This window comes from Caballeronia grimmiae (genome assembly GCF_022879615.1).
GTDB classification, from domain to species: Bacteria; Pseudomonadota; Gammaproteobacteria; order Burkholderiales; family Burkholderiaceae; genus Caballeronia; species Caballeronia grimmiae.
Window position 1 is genome coordinate 850648 of sequence record NZ_CP084271.1, and the last position, 19387, is coordinate 870034.

Consider the following 19387-nt stretch of genomic DNA (forward strand, 5'->3'; position numbering starts at 1 on the left):
ACGCGATTTCCTCCCACGATACGCCATGAAAGTTGCCCTGTTCGTCCCCTGTTTCATCGATGCGTTCTATCCGCAGGTCGGCATCGCCACGCTCGAATTGCTGGAGCGGCTCGGCGTCGATGTCGACTATCCGCAAGATCAGACCTGCTGCGGCCAGCCGATGGCCAACAGCGGCGCGCACAAGGAAGCCGCCGGCGCCGAGCGTGTGTTCGCGCGCAACTTCGCGGACTACGACTACGTGGTCGGGCCATCGGCGAGTTGCACGCATCATGTGCGCGAGCACTTCACCGCCATCGAGCAGACGAGCGACGTGCAGAAGGTGCGCCGCAACACCTTCGAACTGGTCGAATTCCTGCACGACGTACTGAAGGTCCGCGAGTTTCCGTGGGCCGAGTTTCCGCATCGAGTCGGGCTGCATAACAGTTGCAGCGCAGTGCGGCATCTTCGCGAGACATCGAATTCAGAAGTCGCCGGTGTTAGATATTCGAAGCCGCGCGCATTGCTCGAGGGCGTGAAGGGCATCGAGTTCGTCTCGCCTGCGCGCCCCGATGAATGCTGCGGCTTCGGCGGCACGTTTTCGGTGACCGAGGAAGCGGTGTCCGTGCGCATGGGCCAGGACAAGGTGCGCGACCACATCGGTGCCGGGGCGGAGTACATCGTCTCGGGCGACATGTCCTGTCTGATGCATCAGCAAGGCTGCGCGGAACGCATGAAGCTCGACGCGCGGTTTATCCACATCGCGCAGGTCCTGAATGGAGCGCGGGCATGAGCAAGACCGTACGAATCGATCACGCCAAGGCGGCCGGCGCGTTCCTGCAGAAGACCGATCACGTCGCGTTTCACGACAAGCGCCTGTGGGATCTGCGCAGCAAGCGCGACGCGCAGGCGCACGGCATCCCCGAATGGGAAGCGATGCGCGAGCTGGCTTCGGGCATCAAGGAACACACGCTGTCGAATCTTGCGGACTACATCGCGCAGTTCATCGATCAGGCGGAGAAGAACGGCGTCGTCGTGCATTTCGCGGCGAACGCGGAAGAGCACAACGCGCTCGTTCACCAGCTGATGAGCGAACGCGGCATGACGACGCTCGTGAAAAGCAAGTCGATGCTCACCGACGAGTGCTACATGCGCGACTATCTGGAGCCGCGCGGCATCACGGTGATGGAAACCGATCTTGGCGAGCGCATTCAGCAGCTCGATCATCAGGACCCGAGCCATATGGTCGTGCCGGCGGTTCACAAGCTGCGCGCGGACGTGGCCGAACTCTTTGGCCGCACCATCGGCACCGATCCCGCCAACAGCGACATTCACTATCTCGCCGAGAGCCAGCGCATGCACACGCGGCCGTACTTCGTGCGCGAGAAGACGGCGGGCATGACGGGATGCAACTTCGCGGTGGCCGAAACGGGGACGGTCGTGGTCTGCACGAACGAGGGCAACGCCGATCTGTCCGCGAACGTGCCGCCGCTGCATATCGCGTCGATCGGCATCGAAAAGATCATTCCGACAATCGCCGATCTCGGCGTCTTCGTGCGCATGTTGTCGAGAAGCGCGCTCGGCTCGCCGATCACGCAATACACGTCGCACTTTCGCGCGCCGCGGCCGGGGACGGAGATGCACTACATCCTCGTCGACAACGGACGCTCGGAGCGGCTGGCGCTCGACGACTTCTGGTATTCGCTGAAGTGCATCCGCTGCGGCGCGTGCATGAATACGTGTCCGGTGTATCGGCGAAGCGGGGGACTGTCGTATGGCGGCACGTATTCCGGGCCGATCGGCGCGATCATCAACCCGACGCACGACCTCAAACGCTATAGCAGCCTGCCGTTCGCTTCGACGATGAACGGCAGTTGCACCAACGTGTGTCCGACGAAGGTCAATATCCACGAGCAGATTTACAAGTGGCGCGAGGTGATCGCGGAGCGTCACGAAGTGCCGTTCGTGAAGAAGGAAGTGCTCAGGATGGCGGGGCGACTGCTCGCGAGTCCGACGCTTTATCGCGCGACGGTCGCATCGCTTGGCGGCGCGTTGAAGCGGCTGCCCAACTTCGTGCTGTACAACCCGCTCAACATCTGGGGACGCCAGCGCGACTTGCCCGAAGCGCCCATCCAGACTTTTCACGAGTGGTACAAGAAGAACCGGAAGCAAGCCAAATGACGACTCGCGAAGCATTTCTCTCGAAGATTCGCGCGGCGCAACCCGCGTCGCGCCCGCGCCCCGATCTGCCGGTTTTCCCGTCGCCCGAAGGCGATCTGATGACGCGCTTCATCACCGCGCTCACGGCGATGGGCGGAACCTGCGCCCACGCTCACTCCCTCGCCGATGTCGACGCGATGATCGCCGCGCGCTTCGGTGAAGGCGCGGTGGTGGCGTCGGCGGTGGAGGGCATCGCGGCCACGCGCAAGCTGTCGCCGGATACGGTGCCCGCGTCGCTGCAGGATGTCGATGTGGGCGTCGTGCGCGGACGCTTCGGCGTTGCGGAAACGGGTTCGGTGTGGTTCAGCGAGAAGGAATACGTCGTCAATTCGATCGGCTATCTCGCGCAGCATCTGGTCGTGCTGCTCGATCCCGCGCAACTCGTCGACGGTTTGCAGCAGGTTTATCGACGGCCCGATTTTCAGTCCGCGCGTTATGCGGTGCTGGTCACGGGGCCATCCGCGACGGCGGATATCGAAGGCGTGCTGATTCGCGGGGCGCAGGGCGTGAGGTCGCTGACGGTGGTGTGGATGGCGCAGGGGTGAGGGTGGGGCCTGCGCGCGGACAAAGGCGGGCGGGCGTGCCGACTGACAAAATGCTAGGAACCGAGCCGGAAACGCTGGATCGCGCACCGCGAATGGAAACGTCGCCCTGTCGCATTGCGTAAAGCGTCGCGCAAAAACAAAATGTATGGTCAGCCTAGTTTCTGCAACCTCGATCTGTGACCTAAGATAAAAGGGCTTGCGCAAATGTATCCGGGCTCGAAATGGGCGCGGATCAGAGCGCCCGGCCCTCGATGAGAAGCCGCACCCAACTGTCCTTAAAAAGCCCTCAGTCTGCAGGACTGGATTGTTTTTCAGGTTTTCAGTCGGGGCCGTGAGCCGTTTATCTTCATCACGGGTCAGTGGTCGCAAAAGCAGGCGGAAAGCTCTCAGGCGATGGCCGGTTGTGCCCGGTACACGCCACCCTTGGCCAGAATCGCCCAAACGATTCTGGCCATTTTGTTGGCGAGTGCGCAGGCAACGACATTGCTGTGACGACGTAGCAGCAACGCTTGCAGCCAGCGACCCAGCGCATCGGTTCGTCTATCGGCATAACGCATCACCGCGCGCGCGCCTTGCACGAGCAGGCAGCGCAACTGCTTGTTGCCGCGCTTCGAGATGCCCAGCAGGGTCGCTCGGCCGCCAGTCGAATGTTGGCGCGGAACCAGCCCCAAAGACGCCGCGAAGTCTCGGCCACATTTGAACGCGCGTGCGTCGCCGGCCATGGCGAGCAAGCTGCTGGCGGTGATCGGGCCGATTCCAGGAATGGTGAGCAGGCGTTGGCCGGCTTCGTCTTCGCTCGTCTGCCGCTTGATCTGGGTCTCCAACTCGGCGATCTCGCCACCCAACTGTGCGTAACGTTGATGCAGGCGAAGCAACAAGGCCACCAGCACGGGCGGCAGTGCATGCACAGGATCATCGAGTAGGACCGGCAAGCGCGTGATGGCCAGTGCGCCGACAGGCAGATCGATCCCGAATTCGAGCAGGAAAGCGTGGATTTGATTGCTGGTTGCCGTGCGTTCAGCGACAAGCGATTCGCGCACGCGATGCAGCGCAAGCAGAGTCTGTTGCTCGGCGGTCTTGATTGCGACAAAACGCATGGAAGGACGCGAGGCAGCTTCGCAGATCGCTTCAGCATCGGCAAAGTCGGTCTTGTTGCCTTTGACGAATGGCCTGACGAACTGCGGTGCGATCAAGCGAACCTGATGTCCATATGACTGACATTTGCGTGCCAGCCAATGCGCGCCCGCGCAAGCTTCCATTGCCAAGACGGCGACCGGACAGGTCGCCAGGCACCCGTAGAGTTGCTTGCGCGTCATCTTCTTGCGCCAAACCTGCGTGCCGCGTGCGTCCTGCGCATGCAAAAAGAAGCAGTGCTTGCCCAGATCAATGCCGATAAGCGTAGTGTTCGCCATGATGGCCTCCAAAAAAGGAAATGGCCCGATCAGCGTATGCCAATCGGGCCATCTCGGTCAGGCTGACCATCTCATTAAGCCCGGTCGAATGACTGGGCTTTTTGATAATGCTTTTTGGCTCCCCGACCTGGGCTCGAACCAGGGACCTACGGATTAACAGTCCGGCGCTCTACCAACTGAGCTATCGGGGAACATCTACCACATGAAACTGATTAAAAAGCCCAGCAATCCGACTGGGCTTTTTGGAAACTGCGTGCTGGAGTTTTTTGGCTCCCCGACCTGGGCTCGAACCAGGGACCTACGGATTAACAGTCCGGCGCTCTACCAACTGAGCTATCGGGGAACATCTACAGCAGAGAAGCGGAATTATAGGGAGCGTCTGCTACCCTGTCAACGGCGAATCTTCACTCGATACGACTTGTTTCATTGCGTCGAACTTCTCCCAAGACCATTCCCCTGGCCGACGCACAAGCCCTCAACGCTCGAGCAGATTCAGCTTGTCCTTCACGTCCTTGAACTCTTCGGCTTCGGGCAGCGGCGCCTTCGTCTTGGTGATGCTCGGCCAGTTGCGCGCAAGTTCGGCGTTCAGCTCGGTGAAGTGCTGCTGGTCGCCCGGCACGTCTTCCTCGGCGTAAATGGCATTCACCGGGCATTCGGCCACGCACACGGCGCAGTCGATGCACTCGTCCGGATCGATCGCGAGAAAGTTGGGACCTTCACGGAAGCAATCCACCGGGCACACATCCACACAATCGGTGTAGCGGCACTTGATGCAGCTTTCGGTCACAACGTGAGTCATTCAGGCTCCTGCATGCGAAATTCGTGGGGGCGGCGCCGGGCGGGCTGCATGGGCGCGCCGGGTCGTTCGCCGAAACGCATATTGTAGCGTAACGGTAAAAAGCGGCGCGAGGGCCACGGCGTATGGCTTATATCGATTCGCAATGTATGTATGCCCGGTTCTTAAAAAGGGCGCGCATTCGGGTAACATGGACCAAAGGCTCGCGGCGCGTCGTCGCGCGGTCTGCTCGCTTCGATGTGTCCTAGTCAGAACCATGATCATCAATTCGCTGCTCGATACCGACCTCTACAAGTTCACGATGATGCAGGTCGTGCTGCATCACTTCCCGGCCGCGCATGTCGAGTATCGCTTTCGCTGCCGTACGCCCGAGGCCGACCTCGTGCCGTATATCGACGAGATCCGCGATGAAGTGCGCCAGCTCTGCAGCCTGCGCTTCAGGGAAGAAGAGCTCGACTATCTTCGGCGCATGCGCTTCATGAAGAGCGATTTCATCGACTTCCTCGCGCTCTTTCATCTCAACGAGAAGTCTATCCGTATCTCGCCGTCGCCGAAGAACAATGGCGAGATCGACATCATGATCGAAGGGCCGTGGCTGCATACGATTCTCTTCGAGATTCCGGTGCTAGCGATCGTCAACGAGGTGTACTTTCGCAACACGCAGCGCAAGCCGGAGTACGAAACCGGGCGCGAGCGCCTGCGCGACAAGATCAAGCTGCTCGCCACGCCGCCCGAATACTCCGATTGCAAGATCGCCGATTACGGCACCCGCCGCCGTTTCTCGAAGCAGTGGCACGAGGAAGTCGTGCTGACGCTGAAGGAACGGCTCGGCGAGCAGTTCGCGGGCACGAGCAACGTCTTCTACGCGATGAAACACGGCCTGCGCCCGCTCGGCACGATGGCGCACGAATATCTGCAGGCGTGTCAGGCGCTCGGCCCGCGCCTGCGTGATTCGCAGATCTTCGGCTTCGAGATGTGGGCGAAGGAGTATCGAGGGGATCTGGGTATCGCGCTGTCCGACGTGTACGGCATGAAGGCGTTTCTGCGCGACTTCGATATGTACTTCTGCAAGCTCTTCGACGGCGCGCGCCACGATTCGGGGGATCCGTTCGACTGGGGCGAGCGCCTCATCAAGCACTACGAGGAGAATCGCTGCGATCCGCGCACGAAGGTGCTCGTGTTCTCGGACGCGCTCGATATCCCCAAGGTGCTGCAACTGTACGAACGCTTCCGCGGGCGCTGCCAGCTCGCGTTCGGCGTCGGCACGAACCTTACGAACGATCTGGGTTATCAGCCGCTGCAGATCGTCATCAAGATGGTTCGCTGCAACGGGCAGCCGGTCGCCAAGCTCTCCGATTCGCCGGGCAAGAACATGTGCGACGACAAGGCGTATCTTGCCTATCTGCGTCAGGTGTTCGGCATCGAGCAGCCCGTCGGGGAAGGCTGAAGCGCACGCGGCCTATGCCGTTCGGCCGAGGTCCGCGCGCGCGGACCGGTCGATATAATCGGCTCCTCATCGCGGATTCATCGCCGCGAACGTTTCCCCGCACGCAACATGAGGACGGCACCATGGATACATCGGCCGCGCGCCGCAACATTCTCGCGCGCATTCGCAGCGCGCAGGGCAGAAAAGGCGCGCCGACGGACGCCGAACGCGCCGCCGCCGACGACTACGTGCAGCGGCATCCCGCCGGTCCCCGTCCGCCGCTTCCCGCTACCCGCGACGAACTGATCGCGCGTTTTACTCTGGAGGCCGAACGGCTTGCGACGACCGTCGCCGAAGTCGGCACGCTCGACGAAGCACCGGCCGAAGCGGCGCGCTATCTCCACGCGCTCGATCTTTCCTGCGATGCCGTCGCGTGGCCCGCGCTCGCCGAATTGCCGTGGGCGCAGGCGGGCATCGCGGCGTCGCTGCGCAAGCCGGCGGACGCGGACCTCGTCGGCATCACCGGATGCTTCTGCGCAACCGCCGAGACTGGCTCGCTCGTGTTGCTTTCGGGAGCCGACACGCCCGCATCCGGCGCGTTGCTGCCGCAGACGCATATCGCCATCGTCCCGGCATCGCGCATCGTCGCATCGCACGAAGATGCGTTCGCGCTGATCCGCGCGGAGCGGGGCGAACTGCCGCGCGCCGTCAACTTCGTGTCGGGACCGTCGCGCACGGGCGATATCGAGCAGACCATCGTGCTCGGCGCGCATGGGCCGTATCGCGTGCATGTGATCGTCGTGCGGGGAGCGTGAGCGGCATGCGGCGTTTCGTTTTTGGCTTGCTGTCGCCGTTGCTCGCGATGTCCGGCGCATCGGCGGCTACGCTCGATGGCGCGTCGCTGTCGGCGGCGTGGGGCATTCCGTTCATCGGCATTCTGCTTTCGATCGCGGTGTTTCCGCTCGTCGCGCACCGGTTCTGGCATCACCATTTCGGCAAGATCGCGGCCGCGTGGGCGCTTCTGCTGCTCGTGCCATTCGCGTTCGCATTCGGCGCCGGCGCGGCGTTCGGCTTGTTCGTCCACGCGATGCTCGAGGAGTACGCGCCGTTCATCATCCTGCTCGCGTCGCTTTATACGGTGGCGGGCGGCATCTGCGTGCGCGGCAACCTGCACGGTTCGGCGCGCGTCAACACGGCGCTGCTCGCGCTCGGCACCGCGCTCGCGAGCGTCACGGGAACGACGGGAGCGGCCATGTTGCTCATCCGTCCGCTTCTGCGCGCGAACGACAATCGCAAGCACGTGGTGCACGTCGTCGTGTTCTTCATTTTTCTGGTGGCGAACGCGGGAGGCTCACTGTCGCCGCTCGGCGATCCGCCGCTCTTTCTCGGCTTTCTCAACGGTGTCGGCTTCTTCTGGACGACGCTGCATCTCGCCCTGCCGATGCTTTTCATCTGCGGCATCCTGCTCGCGCTCTTCTATGCGCTGGATAGCTATTACTGGCGCAAGAAGGAGGAAACGCGATCCGGCTTTCTCGATCCGACGCCCGATACGCGCGGCTTCAGCATCGACGGCAAGGTCAACTTCGTGCTGCTCGCGGCGGTCGTCGCGCTCGTGCTGATGAGCGGCGTGTGGAAGCCGGGCGTCGAATTCAGCGTGTTCGGCGCGCACGTCGCGCTACAGAACATCGTGCGCGATGCGGCGCTGGTCGCCGTGCTGTTTGCATCGCTCATGCTGACGCCTCGAAGCGCGCGCGCAGGCAACGCGTTCGACTGGGCGCCGATCCAGGAAGTCGCCAAGCTGTTCGCCGCCATCTTCGTGACGATCGCCCCGGTCATCACGATCCTGCGCGCGGGCGAGGCGGGTGCGCTCGCGGGCATCGCGCACGCGGTATCGGATGCGAACGGCAAGCCGATCGACCTCGCGTACTTCTGGGCGACCGGCCTCTTGTCCTCGTTCCTCGACAACGCGCCGACGTATCTCGTGTTCTTCAATCTCGCCGGTGGCGACGCGCAGACGCTGATGAGCTCCGGCGCCACGACGCTCGCCGCGATATCGGCGGGTGCGGTCTTCATGGGCGCGAACACGTATATCGGCAATGCGCCGAATTTCATGGTCAAGGCGATCGCGGAATCGCGCGGCATCCGCATGCCGGGTTTCTTCGGTTATATGGGCTGGTCGTGCGTCGTCCTGTTGCCGCTCTTTGCTGTTTCCGGCTGGCTATTTTTCTAGGAGCAATCGATGAAGAAGGTACTTGTCGCACGTCCCACCTTTCCCGATGTGATCGAGCGCCTGAAGCAGTATTTCGAAGTCGATCTGAACCCGGGCGACGTGCTTGCGCAAGACGAGTTCGCGCGGCGTCTTGCCGACAAGGACGGCGCGTTCACGGCCGGCGAGATGGTCGGCGAGAAGGAACTGGCGGGCGCGCCGAACCTGAAAGTGGTCGCCAACATGGCGGTCGGCTACAACAATTTCGACATGCAGGCGTTCGACGCGCACAAGGTGCTCGGCACCAACACGCCGAACGTGCTGAACGAAACCACGGCCGACTTCGGCTGGGCGCTGATGATGGCGGCGGCTCGCCGCATCACCGAGTCCGAGCACTTTCTGCGCGCGGGCAAGTGGCAGAAGTGGTCGTTCGATTCCTTCCTCGGCGCGGACGTCTACGGCTCGACGCTCGGCGTGATCGGCATGGGACGCATCGGGCAGGCGCTCGCGCGGCGGGCAAGCGGCTTCAACATGCGCGTGATCTATCACAACCGCTCGCGCGTCGCGCCGGAGATCGAGGCCGAACTGAACGCCGAGTATGCGTCGAAGGAAGACCTGCTGAAGCGCGCGGATCATGTCGTGCTCGTCGTGCCGTATTCGAAGGAAAGCCATCACACGATCGGCGCGGCCGAACTCGCTCTGATGAAGCCGTCGGCGACGCTGACGAACATCGCGCGCGGCGGGATCGTCGATGATGCCGCGCTGATCGAAGCCCTGCGCGAAAAGCGCATCGCGGCGGCGGGCGTCGACGTGTTCGAAGGCGAGCCGAATCTGCATCCCGGTTTTCTCGCGCTGGAGAACGTCGTGCTGACGCCGCATATCGCGAGCGCGACCGAAGCGACGCGCCGCGCGATGGCCAATCTCGCCGCCGACAACCTGATCGCCGCATTGGGCGAAGGGCCGCGCGCCGGCAATCCGCCGAATCCGATCAACCCTGGTGTGCTCGCGAAATGATCGAAGTGCTGTATGGCGCGGTCGCCGTGCTGGCGGTGGCGCTGGTCATCGTGCTGTTCGCGCTGCTGTCGATGATGCGGCGCGGATCGAACGTCGATATCGAAGAGGAGTTCGCCGCGCTCACCGATCGCGTCAACGACATGGGCGAAGCGCACGCGCGCGCGCAGGAGCGGCTCGAACGCGGCTTGCGCGGCGACATCGCGGAGAGCGCGCGCGTATCGCGGATGGAATCGCAGGGCGGCTTCGCGCAGTTCCATCAGACGCTGGCGACGCAACTGGCGAGCACGTCGAGCGTGCAGAACGCGCAGTTCGACGCGCTCGCGCAGCAACTCGCCCAGCAAAGTCAGCAGGCGCGCGAGGATCAGGGCAACGCGCTCAAGCGCTTCGCCGATTCGATGACGCTGCATCTCGCGCAAATGTCCGAGACGAACGATCGCCGGCTCGCCGAAGTGCGCGCGACGCTCGAAGCGCGTCTCAAGGACATCGAAGCGAACAATGCCGCGAAGCTCGACGAAATGCGCCGCACCGTCGACGAAAAGCTGCACGCGACGCTGGAGCAGCGGCTCGGCGAATCGTTCAGGCTGGTATCGGAGCGGCTGGAGCAGGTGCATCGCGGACTTGGCGAGATGCAATCGCTGGCAGCGGGCGTCGGCGATCTCAAGAAGGTGCTCACCAACGTCAAGACGCGCGGCATCTGGGGCGAAGTGCAACTCGAATCGTTGCTGGAGCAGTTGCTGACGCCCGATCAGTACGCGAAGAACGTCGCGACGATCCCGAACAGCACCGAGCGCGTCGAGTTTGCGATCAAGCTGCCGGGCCGGCACGACGCGCCCGGTGTAGCGGGTTCATCCGGCGATGTCGCCACGCCCGTGTGGCTTCCGATCGACGCGAAATTTCCGCGAGAGGACTACGAGCGCCTCATCGATGCACAGGAGCGCGCGGACCCGGTTGCGGTGGAAGAGGCGTCGCGTGCGCTGGAAGGGCGCTTGCGCGCCGAGGCGAAGGTCATCGCGCAGAAGTACGTCGCGCCGCCGCATACGACCGACTTCGCCTTGCTCTTCCTGCCGACCGAGGGTCTGTATGCGGAAGTGCTGCGTCGTCCGGGGCTGAGCGACTTTCTACAGCGCGAACATCGCGTGACGATCGCCGGTCCGACGACGCTGACCGCGTTGCTCAACAGCCTGCAGATGGGCTTCAGGACGCTTGCCATCGAGAAGCGTTCGAGCGAGGTGTGGCAAGTGCTCGGCGCGGTCAAGACGGAATTCGGCAAGTTCGGCGACGTGCTGGCGAAAACGAAGGCGCAGCTGGAAACCGTCACGCGGTCGATCGAGGCGGCGCAGACGCGCACGCGTCAGATGGGCAAGCGCCTGCGCGACGTCGAAGCGTTGCCGCACGAACAGGCGGCGGGGCTGCTTGGGGATGCGTCGTCGCCCGAAAGCGACGACGAAGTCTGAGCGGCGTTCAATCCGCTGCGTTGGCGAGGCGATTCAACGAATCGCCTGTCACGCGCACGACGCGCCAGTCGGGCAGCACGGTCGCGCCCATCTTCTCGTAGAAGTCGATCGCGTTCTGATTCCAGTCGAGCACCGACCACTCGAATCGTCCGCACTGCCGTTCGACCGCGAGGGCGGCGAGCTTCTTAAGCAGCTTCGTGCCGAGGCCGCTGCCGCGCAGCGCGGGGCGCACGTACAGGTCTTCCAGATAGAGGCCGCGCTTCGCGAGGAAGGTCGAGAAGTTGTGGAAGAAAAGCGCATAGCCGACGACTTCGCCTGCCTGTTCCGCAACGAGCGCTTCCGCTGCAGGCCGGGTGCCGAAGAGCGCGTCGTGCAGGCTGCTTTCGGTCGCGACGAAGAGATGCGTGAGTTTCTCGAATTCGGCCAGTTCGTACATCAGCGCGAAGACCGCGCTCACATCGGCGGGTGTGGCCGCGCGGATCGACGCGGCGCTCACGCTTCCTCCGGCGCGTCGGACAACACGATCTCGATGCCGCCGAAGCGCGACGCCACCCAGTTGTACGCGTGGCACGCGATCCATAGCAGGATGAAGCCGAGAATCGCGTTCAGCAGCAGGGCGCTCGTGACCGTGCTGAATTCGACGGAGCCGTATCGCACGAACGCGACCACCACGCCGAGCAGCACGATCGGCACGCTGAACGTGAGGTACACGAGGATCAGCGCCTTCGCGGTCTGCCCCGGCGCGATGAAAGAAATCTGCTTTTTCATGAAAGGAAAGCCCCGTCTGTCGATGATTGGGAGTGAGTGCCGCGGCGGCGCGTGCCAGTCTTGCCCGCCGTCAGATGAGTCCGTCGAAGGGAACGATGTTCACTTCGTCGCCGGCGGCGACGTCGGCGCGGTCGTGTTCGAGTACGATGAAGCAGTTTGCTTCGCTCATCGAACTGAGCACGCCCGACCCTTGCGGGCCGGTGGTGACGACGCGCCAGAGGCCGGCGTCGTCACGCGTCGCGATGCCGCGCTGAAATTCGGTGCGGCCTGAGCGCTTTTTGAGCGGCTCGTCCGAACGCGCGCGGATGGTCGTCAGCGTTTGCTGCGTCGCGCCCGACATCGCGAGCAGCGCTTCGCGCACGATGAAGTAGAACGTCGCCATGACCGCGACCGGATTGCCCGGCAGTCCGAAGAACAGCGCCGGCTTGCCCGCACCCGCGCGCTCGCCCGACCACAGGCGGCCGAACGCGAGGGGCCGTCCGGGGCGCATCGCGATCTTCCAGAACGCGACGTCGCCGAGCGAATTCATCAACTCGCGCGTGAAGTCCGCATCTCCGACCGATACGCCGCCCGAACTGATGACGACATCCGCCGCTTCCGTCGCACGGCGCAGCGCGCTTTCGAGCGACGCACGATCGTCGCGGACGATGCCCAGATCGACCGTCTCGACGCCGAGGCGGCGGAGCATCGCAAAGAGCGTGTAGCGGTTGCTGTCGTAGAGGCTGCCTGGCGTCAGCGGTTCGCCGACCGAGCGCAATTCATCGCCGGTCGAGAAAAACGCGACGACGACGCGCTTCTTCACCGCCACATCCGCGATGCCAAGCGATGCGAGCAAGCCGAGATCCGACGCGCGCACGACGCGGCCCGGGCGCAACGCCGGTTTGCCGCGTGCGAGATCTTCTCCCGACAGCCGCCGGTTCTGGCCCGCGCGCACGGCGGCAGCGGCAAAGCGGATCGAATCGCCTTCGCGCGTGACGAGTTCCTGTTGGATAACCGTGTCGCAACCGGGCGGCATCAGCGCGCCCGTCATGATGCGCACGCATTGACCGTCAGTTGGCTGCGCGGTGAAGGGCTGCCCGGCGAGCGCGGCACCCGCGACGCTCAATTCGACGGTCTCCCGCGCGGACGCCAGCGCCGCGCCGGAGAACGCGTAACCGTCCATCGCGGAGTTGTCGAAGGCGGGGACATCGATGGGCGAAATCACGTCTTCCGCGAGCACGCGGTCGAGCGCATCGAACAGGCTGACCCGCTCCACGCGCCCGTCGTGCGCAAGCGGCAACGCCCATTGACGCACGATTTCCTGCGCTGCTTCGACGGGCAACGCGTTCGGATCGTAATGAGCGACGCAACCGGAAAGTGGCTTCAACGTGATCATGAATCGGAGAGAGGCGCGACGAACGCGGGCGAGGGACCGGTTGCGAAGATGCCGGGGCAAGCGGGACAAGCGGGCGCCGATGTCTTCGACTAGCGGCGCTCCAGCTCCGCTAGCTGGCGCAAATCATTGATATTGTAAAACGCACGGTCATCGTCAAATGGCACTTGCACCGCCTTGTGGCGTGCGTACCACGCGCGCACTTTGCGCTCGCCGGATGCGAGCCAGGCGTCGAGATCGTCGGCGAGGGACGCGCGCACGAGCGCGAAAACCGGATGCGCGATGCGCTCGCCCGAAGGCTCCGTCGTCGCGGCATAGGCGATATCGACTTGCGCCTCGTCGAGTGCGCGTGCGAGCAAAAGGCCGAGCCGCTCATCGACGAAAGGTGCATCACACGGAGCGGTCAGCACGAACTGCGTCTGCGCGGCACGCAAGCCCGCCGCGATACCCGCGAGCGGGCCGGGATAGTCGCCGAGCGTATCGGTGATCACGCGGGCATCGAACGGTGCAACGAGCCGCTCGTACGCCTCGATGTTGCGGTTCGCGCTGACGAGCATCGCGCCGGCTTGCGGCGCGAGCCTGCGCAGCGCGTGCAGCGCGAGCGGCTCGTCGCGATACAACTGCATGCCCTTGTCGACGCCGCCCATGCGCGAGCCTCGTCCGCCCGCGAGCACGAGACCGGTGATATCGGAGCGGGAAGTGCGGACACTCACGAGCGGCGCGTCCGTTCAGCCGCCGATATACGACATTTCGACGCGCGGCCCGTCTTCGCGCACCGCCGCCGAAGCGCTGCCGCGCAACTGCGAGTAGCGGTCGCCGCGCGCTTCCCAGACGCGCGCGATAGCGGTCGCGACGGTCTCGTCGCTTGCGCCGCCGCGGATGAGTCCGCGCAGATCGTGGCCGGCCGTCGCGAAGAGGCAAAGGTACAGCTTGCCTTCGGTCGACAGCCGCGCGCGCGTGCACGAGCCGCAAAACGCACGCGTCACGCTCGAAATGACGCCGATTTCGCCGCCGCCATCGCGATAACCCCAGCGCTGCGCCGTTTCAGCGGCGGTGTGTGCTTCGAGCGGCACGAGCGGAAAATGCTCCTCGATTCGCTCGACGACCTGCGCCGACGCCAGCACTTCGCTCATGTTCCAGCCGTTCGACGCGCCGACATCCATGTATTCGATGTACCGCAGAATCGCGCCGCTTCCCTTGAAGTGCCGCGCCATCGGGACGATTTCCTGATCGTTCGTGCCGCGCTTGACGACCATGTTGACCTTGACTGGCGCGAGTCCCACCGCTTGCGCGGCCGCGATGCCGTCGAGCACGTCGGCGACGGCGAAATCGGCGTCGTTCATGCGGCGAAATAGCGCATCGTCGAGCGCGTCGAGACTGACGGTGACGCGCGACAAGCCCGCATCCTTGAGCGACTGGGCCTTGCGCGCGAGCAGCGAACCGTTGGTGGTCAGCGTGATGTCGAGCGGGCGGCCTTCTGGAGTGTGCAGGAGCGCCAGGCGTTCGATCAGGAATTCAAGGTTCTTGCGCAGCAGCGGTTCACCGCCCGTGAGCCGTATTTTCTCGACGCCATGCGCGACGAACACCCGCGCGAGCCGCTCGATTTCCTCGAACGACAGCAGCGCCGAATGGGGGAGAAACTGGTAATCCTTGTCGAATACTTCGCGCGGCATGCAGTAGACGCAGCGGAAGTTGCACCGGTCCGTCACCGATATGCGCAAGTCGCGCAAGGGGCGCGCGAGCGTGTCCGTCAGCAGCCCGGAAGGCGACGATGCATCGCCGGAGTAATCCGGAATCGCGCTGACATCGGCGAGAGGGATGATGCGTCGGGACATAAGGCGTTGGAGCTCGGTGGGAACGATGCGGAATTGTTTCATTTTAGCGGAAGCGCGCCTGCCGGGTCGGCGCCGCCCGCGACGCGTCGGCTCGGGCTTTCCACTATCGCTGCGCAATAAAAAACGCCATCGACCGAAATCGATGGCGTTTTCGTTACTGCTCACACAGCCAGCGTTGCCGGCGGCGTGATTGCGCTCAGTGCGCGTCCTTGCCGGTTTCCACTTGCTGCATCGGCGCGGAGTCGAGCGGCGGGAGCGGCTTGCGCTCGCGCGGCACGCGCGCCGGCTGCGGCTCGCTCGCGGCTGCGGCGCTTGCTTCGCGCAGCTTGTTCGCGTCCGTGCCGACCCACACGAGGCCAGCGGTTTCGAGCATCGGCTTCAGGGCGTCCGTTCCCGTCGACGTTGCCGGCGCTGCCGGCTTTTCCGTCGGCGCGGGCGTTGCAGCCGTTGCAGCCGATACCGCCGTGGCGGCCGGCGTCGGTTCGACCGCTTCCGTTTTCACCGGCTCGGCTTCGATCGCCACGGGTTCCGCGCGCTCCGTCGCTGCCGCTGCCGGTTCGGCCTTGACCGGCTCGACTGCGGTCGCTTCCGGCGTGCTCGCGATGGCCGCCGGCTTCAGCGGTTGCGACAGCTCCGCAGCTTCCGGTTCGGCTTCGGCGGCCGCCTGAGCAGGCACGGACGCTTCTGCCGGAGCAGAGGCGAACGGGTCGGCCGGCTTCGTTTCCGACACGTGCGGCGTCGGACCGAACGGGTTTTCGACTGCCACAGCGGGCGCGGGCTTCGCGAAGATGTCCACCGTCGACGCGACGGCTTGCGGCGCTTGCGCCGGTTCCGGCTTCGTCTCAGGCTTCGTTTCGGCGTTTGCCTCAGCCGCAGCCTCGGCCTGTGCGGGCGGCACTTCGGCGACGACCGGCGCGGATTCCACCGGCTTCACGTCGCGGCTTTCCGTAACCGGCTTGTCGGCGGCGGCAGGACGCGGTTCGCGGCGAGCGGACGCTTCCTGCGCGGCTTCGGCGTCGAACACGCCGGCTTGCGCGGACATGCTGTCGGCTGCGCCTTCGGCTTCCGCGACATCGGCGGCGTGATTCACCGTCGTGCCTTCTTCGTCACGATCGCGGCGGCCGCCACGACGGCCACGGCGGCGGCGGCGGCGCTCTTCGCCATCGCGTGCTGCGGCCTGATCGGCGAACGCGTCGACGCCTTGCTCGGCATCGGCGTTGAATTGCGCTGCATCGACGATATCGGAATCAATCGGCTCGGACGGCGTCAGCGCCTCGACGGCTGCTTCGGGCTGAGGCTTGCGGCGCTCGCCGCGCTCCGGACGCTCGGCGCGCTCAGGGCGTTGCGCGCGCTCGGCTCCTTCGGTGCGCTCGGCTCGTTCCGTCCGCTCCGTGCGTTCCGTACGTTCGACGCGCTCACCGCGTTCCGCACGCTCCGCACGCTCGGGACGCTCCGCACGCTCACGGCGTTCCGGACGCTCGGCGGCTTCAGGACGCGCTGCGCGTTCGGCGTTGCGATCCTGTCCGCGTTCGCGGGTTTCACGCGGCTCGCGCGCCTCACGCGGCTCGCGGGACTCGCGCGGTTCACGCACTTCGCGCGGTTCGCGTGCTTCACGCGGTTCACGGGCCTCGCGTGCTTCGCGCGGCTCGCGCACTTCACGCAGCTCGCGGCCTTCGCGTCCGCTGCGCACTTCGCGGTCTTCACGACGCGCGCCTTGACGGCCAGCGCCATTGCCGCCGGTCGCGGCGCCAGCGGCGCCCGCCGCCGCGCCTTCGCGTGCGGCGCCGCCACGGCGATTGCGATTGCGGTCGCCGCCGCCCGTGCGCTCGCCACGCTCACCGCGTTCCGTGCGTTCACGTTGCGGACGCGTCGCCGGTTGAGCTTCGACGGGTGCTGGAGCCGGCTTCGCTTCCGGCTGAATGCCGAACAGATTCTTGATCCAGCCGATGAAACCGCCGCTCGCCGCAACCGGGGCCGGCGCGGGCGCGGGGGCCACGGCTTCGACAGGCGCGGGCTTCACCGGCGCGCTCGGCGCCGGCTTTTCCGGTGTGATGCCCTTGACCGCCGCTTCCTGCTTCGGCTTCACTTCCTCGCTGCGCTTGCTGTAGCCGGTTTCCGACTCGAGTTCGCTCGCCGCTTCGACGGCCATCTTCCACGACGAGCGCGGCTCGTCGAGGCGGGCATCGTCGTGACGCAGACGTTCCAGCTTGTAATGCGGCGTCTCCAGATGCTTGTTCGGGATCAGCACGACATTGACCTTGAAGCGCGACTCGATCTTGTTGATCTCCGAGCGCTTCTCGTTGAGCAGGAAGGCGGTCACTTCGACCGGCACCTGGCAGTGAATTGCCGCGGTGTTTTCCTTCATCGCTTCTTCCTGAATGATCCGCAGCACTTGCAGCGCGGACGATTCGGTATCGCGGATGTGGCCCGTTCCGTTGCAGCGCGGGCAGGTCACGTGGCTGCCTTCCGACAGTGCCGGACGCAGACGCTGGCGCGACAGTTCCATCAGGCCGAAGCGCGAAATCTTGCCCATCTGAACGCGTGCGCGGTCGTGTTTCAGCGCGTCTTTCAGGCGCTGCTCGACTTCGCGCTGGCTCTTCGCCGACTCCATGTCGATGAAGTCGATCACGATCAGACCGCCGAGGTCGCGCAGGCGCAACTGGCGCGCGACTTCGTCGGCGGCTTCGAGATTGGTGCGCGTGGCGGTTTCTTCGATGTCCGCGCCCTTGGTCGCGCGGGCCGAGTTCACGTCGATGGCGACGAGCGCCTCGGTGTGATCGATCACGATCGCGCCGCCCGACGGCAGCGGCACCGTGCGCGAGTACGCCGTTTCGATCTGATGCTCGATCTGGAAGCGCGAGAAAAGCGGCACGTCGTCGTGATAGCGCTTCACCTTCGAGAGGTTGTCGGGCATCACGATGTCCATGAAGGCGCGCGCCTGGTCATGGATTTCGGTCGTGTCGATGAGAATTTCGCCGATGTCCGGCTGGAAGTAATCGCGAATCGCGCGGATGACGAGGCTCGATTCGAGATAAATCAGCATCGGCTGGCCGGCGACGCCGCTCTGCGACGCAGCTTCGATCGCGCGCCACAGCTGCATCAGGTAGTTCAGGTCCCACTGGAGCTCTTCCGCCGAACGGCCGATACCCGCCGTGCGCGCGATGATGCTCATGCCTTCCGGCAAGTCGAGCTGCGCCATGGTTTCGCGCAGTTCCTGCCGCTCGTCGCCTTCGATCCGGCGCGACACGCCGCCGCCGCGCGGATTGTTGGGCATCAGGACGAGGTAACGGCCGGCCAGCGAAATGAACGTGGTCAGCGCCGCGCCCTTGTTGCCGCGCTCTTCCTTTTCGACCTGAACAATGAGTTCCTGGCCTTCGCGCAGCGCGTCCTGGATGCGCGCGGAGCGCATGTCGACGCCATCACGGAAATACTGGCGGGCGACTTCCTTGAACGGCAGAAAGCCGTGGCGATCCTCGCCGTAGTTGACGAAGCAGGCTTCGAGCGACGGCTCGATGCGGGTGACGACTCCCTTGTAGATGTTGCCCTTGCGCTGTTCGCGCCCGGCGGTTTCGATGTCGATATCGATGAGCTTCTGCCCATCGACGATGGCGACGCGGAGTTCTTCCTGCTGCGTCGCATTGAACAGCATGCGTTTCATTGAACGGCTCCAGAGCAGCTCTGCCGTCCCTCGTCTTGCGAATCGCCGCCGGTGAGTCGACATCGGGCGCGCGAAGCGGGAGGGCGTGCATGCCACGCTTTTTGTGTGTTGTCACAAAGCACGCTGGAGCGGAATTTCTGGCGGGAGAATTGCCGAAAGCTGGCTGCGGCGCCGGAAAGCGGCGGCGAAGCCATGGGGCACATGCGACAACAGAGGCGCCGAGGGCGATGCAGCCCGCGCGAGGATGACGGCGGCGCGGAGGTTCCGCGTCTCAAAATGGACGCGCCGAAGCCGCTGCGCTCTTGATACAGAGCCTTTCTTCCTCCCGACGGCGACCACGATGCAAAGAGCGGCCGAGGCAGTCCCGCGCAACCGGCGCGATGCTTCGTTGCCCATCTTCACCATCGCGGCCATGCCGCGCCGGCCGCCGCAGGCCAGGTGCTCCCGGCGGCGTGCCGTGTCTCGCCTCATGCGACGCTTATTTCGCCTCTCGCGCTTCGCCGGAATCAGCGCAGCAGCGGGTTGCGTCGTCAGTTGTTCGCAAACCGGCGAGCCGCGATGTGCCGTTTTCGCCCCATGCGCGATGGCAGGGCTGAATCGGGCGGGCATCCGGGTGTACGTCCGGACGCCAATCGCTTCTCGCCGATGAAATTCTTTTTGACCAGAAATCCGTTACCGTCGGCGATCGACACGACCGAACGCGCC

General features: G+C 64.6%; 16 protein-coding genes and 2 tRNA genes. 8 read left to right on the plus strand and 10 right to left on the minus strand.

Annotated elements, in window-relative coordinates; genetic code table 11:
* Positions 1-25: 25 nt before the first annotated feature.
* From LDZ21_RS04045 to LDZ21_RS04055, 3 genes are read left to right on the plus strand one after another with little or no spacing between them, the layout of a single operon-like run.
* The gene (locus LDZ21_RS04045) at positions 26-769 is read left to right on the plus strand and encodes a (Fe-S)-binding protein (RefSeq protein WP_244794330.1); all 744 of its coding nucleotides are present in this window, start codon (positions 26-28) and stop codon (positions 767-769) included.
* Positions 766-2157: a lactate utilization protein B gene (locus tag LDZ21_RS04050; protein ID WP_244794331.1), complete on the plus strand. Its 1392-nt coding sequence runs from the start codon at positions 766-768 to the stop codon at positions 2155-2157. The genes LDZ21_RS04045 and LDZ21_RS04050 overlap by 4 nt, the downstream gene beginning before the upstream one ends.
* A complete protein-coding gene (locus LDZ21_RS04055; RefSeq protein WP_244794332.1) occupies positions 2154-2741 on the plus strand; it encodes a LutC/YkgG family protein in 588 nt (195 codons plus the stop codon). Before LDZ21_RS04050 ends, LDZ21_RS04055 begins: the two co-directional genes overlap by 4 nt.
* Before the next feature lie 386 nt (positions 2742-3127).
* Here LDZ21_RS04055 and LDZ21_RS04060 read toward each other — a convergent pair whose 3' ends face one another.
* The 4 genes from LDZ21_RS04060 to fdxA form a co-directional block, all read right to left on the minus strand.
* Positions 3128-4153 carry an IS110 family RNA-guided transposase gene (locus LDZ21_RS04060; protein ID WP_244793700.1) on the minus strand — a complete coding sequence of 342 codons (1026 nt, stop codon included), beginning with the start codon at positions 4151-4153 and terminating at the stop codon, positions 3128-3130.
* Positions 4154-4268: 115 nt separating this feature from the next.
* Positions 4269-4344 (minus strand) — tRNA-Asn (locus LDZ21_RS04065).
* Positions 4345-4420: 76 nt separating this feature from the next.
* Positions 4421-4496: transfer RNA gene (locus LDZ21_RS04070), tRNA-Asn, on the minus strand.
* A gap of 132 nt (positions 4497-4628) precedes the next feature.
* Entirely contained in the window at positions 4629-4952 is a 324-nt protein-coding gene (gene fdxA, locus LDZ21_RS04075) for a ferredoxin FdxA (RefSeq protein ID WP_035959621.1), read from the minus strand.
* A 253-nt stretch (positions 4953-5205) separates the two neighbouring features.
* Here fdxA and pncB point away from each other — a divergent pair, with 253 nt between their 5' ends.
* The 5 genes from pncB (at position 5206) to LDZ21_RS04100 (ending at position 11049) form a co-directional block, all read left to right on the plus strand.
* Complete coding sequence (pncB, locus tag LDZ21_RS04080) at positions 5206-6396, plus strand: nicotinate phosphoribosyltransferase (RefSeq protein WP_244794333.1); 1191 nt, start codon at positions 5206-5208, stop codon at positions 6394-6396.
* Positions 6397-6518: 122 nt separating this feature from the next.
* Entirely contained in the window at positions 6519-7190 is a 672-nt protein-coding gene (locus tag LDZ21_RS04085) for a LutC/YkgG family protein (RefSeq protein ID WP_244794334.1), read from the plus strand.
* Between the two features lie 5 nt (positions 7191-7195).
* Positions 7196-8605 carry a sodium:proton antiporter gene (locus LDZ21_RS04090; RefSeq protein ID WP_244794335.1) on the plus strand — a complete coding sequence of 470 codons (1410 nt, stop codon included), beginning with the start codon at positions 7196-7198 and terminating at the stop codon, positions 8603-8605.
* Positions 8606-8614: 9 nt separating this feature from the next.
* On the plus strand, positions 8615-9595 hold the full coding sequence (locus tag LDZ21_RS04095) for a 2-hydroxyacid dehydrogenase (protein ID WP_244794336.1): 981 nt from the start codon (positions 8615-8617) through the stop codon (positions 9593-9595).
* Complete coding sequence (locus LDZ21_RS04100; RefSeq protein WP_244794337.1) at positions 9592-11049, plus strand: DNA recombination protein RmuC; 1458 nt, start codon at positions 9592-9594, stop codon at positions 11047-11049. The genes LDZ21_RS04095 and LDZ21_RS04100 overlap by 4 nt, the downstream gene beginning before the upstream one ends.
* 7 nt (positions 11050-11056) lie before the next feature.
* Here LDZ21_RS04100 and LDZ21_RS04105 read toward each other — a convergent pair whose 3' ends face one another.
* The 6 genes from LDZ21_RS04105 to LDZ21_RS04130 form a co-directional block, all read right to left on the minus strand.
* Positions 11057-11485: a GNAT family N-acetyltransferase gene (locus LDZ21_RS04105; protein ID WP_244794759.1), complete on the minus strand. Its 429-nt coding sequence runs from the start codon at positions 11483-11485 to the stop codon at positions 11057-11059.
* A gap of 56 nt (positions 11486-11541) precedes the next feature.
* Complete coding sequence (locus LDZ21_RS04110) at positions 11542-11817, minus strand: hypothetical protein (protein ID WP_035959615.1); 276 nt, start codon at positions 11815-11817, stop codon at positions 11542-11544.
* Between the two features lie 70 nt (positions 11818-11887).
* Positions 11888-13192 (minus strand): molybdopterin molybdotransferase MoeA, encoded by a 1305-nt coding sequence (moeA, locus tag LDZ21_RS04115; protein WP_244794338.1) that lies wholly within the window; start codon positions 13190-13192, stop codon positions 11888-11890.
* An 89-nt stretch (positions 13193-13281) separates the two neighbouring features.
* Positions 13282-13836: a molybdenum cofactor guanylyltransferase MobA gene (gene mobA, locus LDZ21_RS04120; protein ID WP_244794760.1), complete on the minus strand. Its 555-nt coding sequence runs from the start codon at positions 13834-13836 to the stop codon at positions 13282-13284.
* A gap of 81 nt (positions 13837-13917) precedes the next feature.
* Positions 13918-15024, minus strand: a complete 1107-nt coding sequence (moaA, locus tag LDZ21_RS04125; protein ID WP_244794339.1) for a GTP 3',8-cyclase MoaA — start codon at positions 15022-15024, stop codon at positions 13918-13920.
* A gap of 196 nt (positions 15025-15220) precedes the next feature.
* Positions 15221-18682 carry an Rne/Rng family ribonuclease gene (locus LDZ21_RS04130; protein WP_244794340.1) on the minus strand — a complete coding sequence of 1154 codons (3462 nt, stop codon included), beginning with the start codon at positions 18680-18682 and terminating at the stop codon, positions 15221-15223.
* Between the last annotated feature and the right edge of the window lie 705 nt (positions 18683-19387).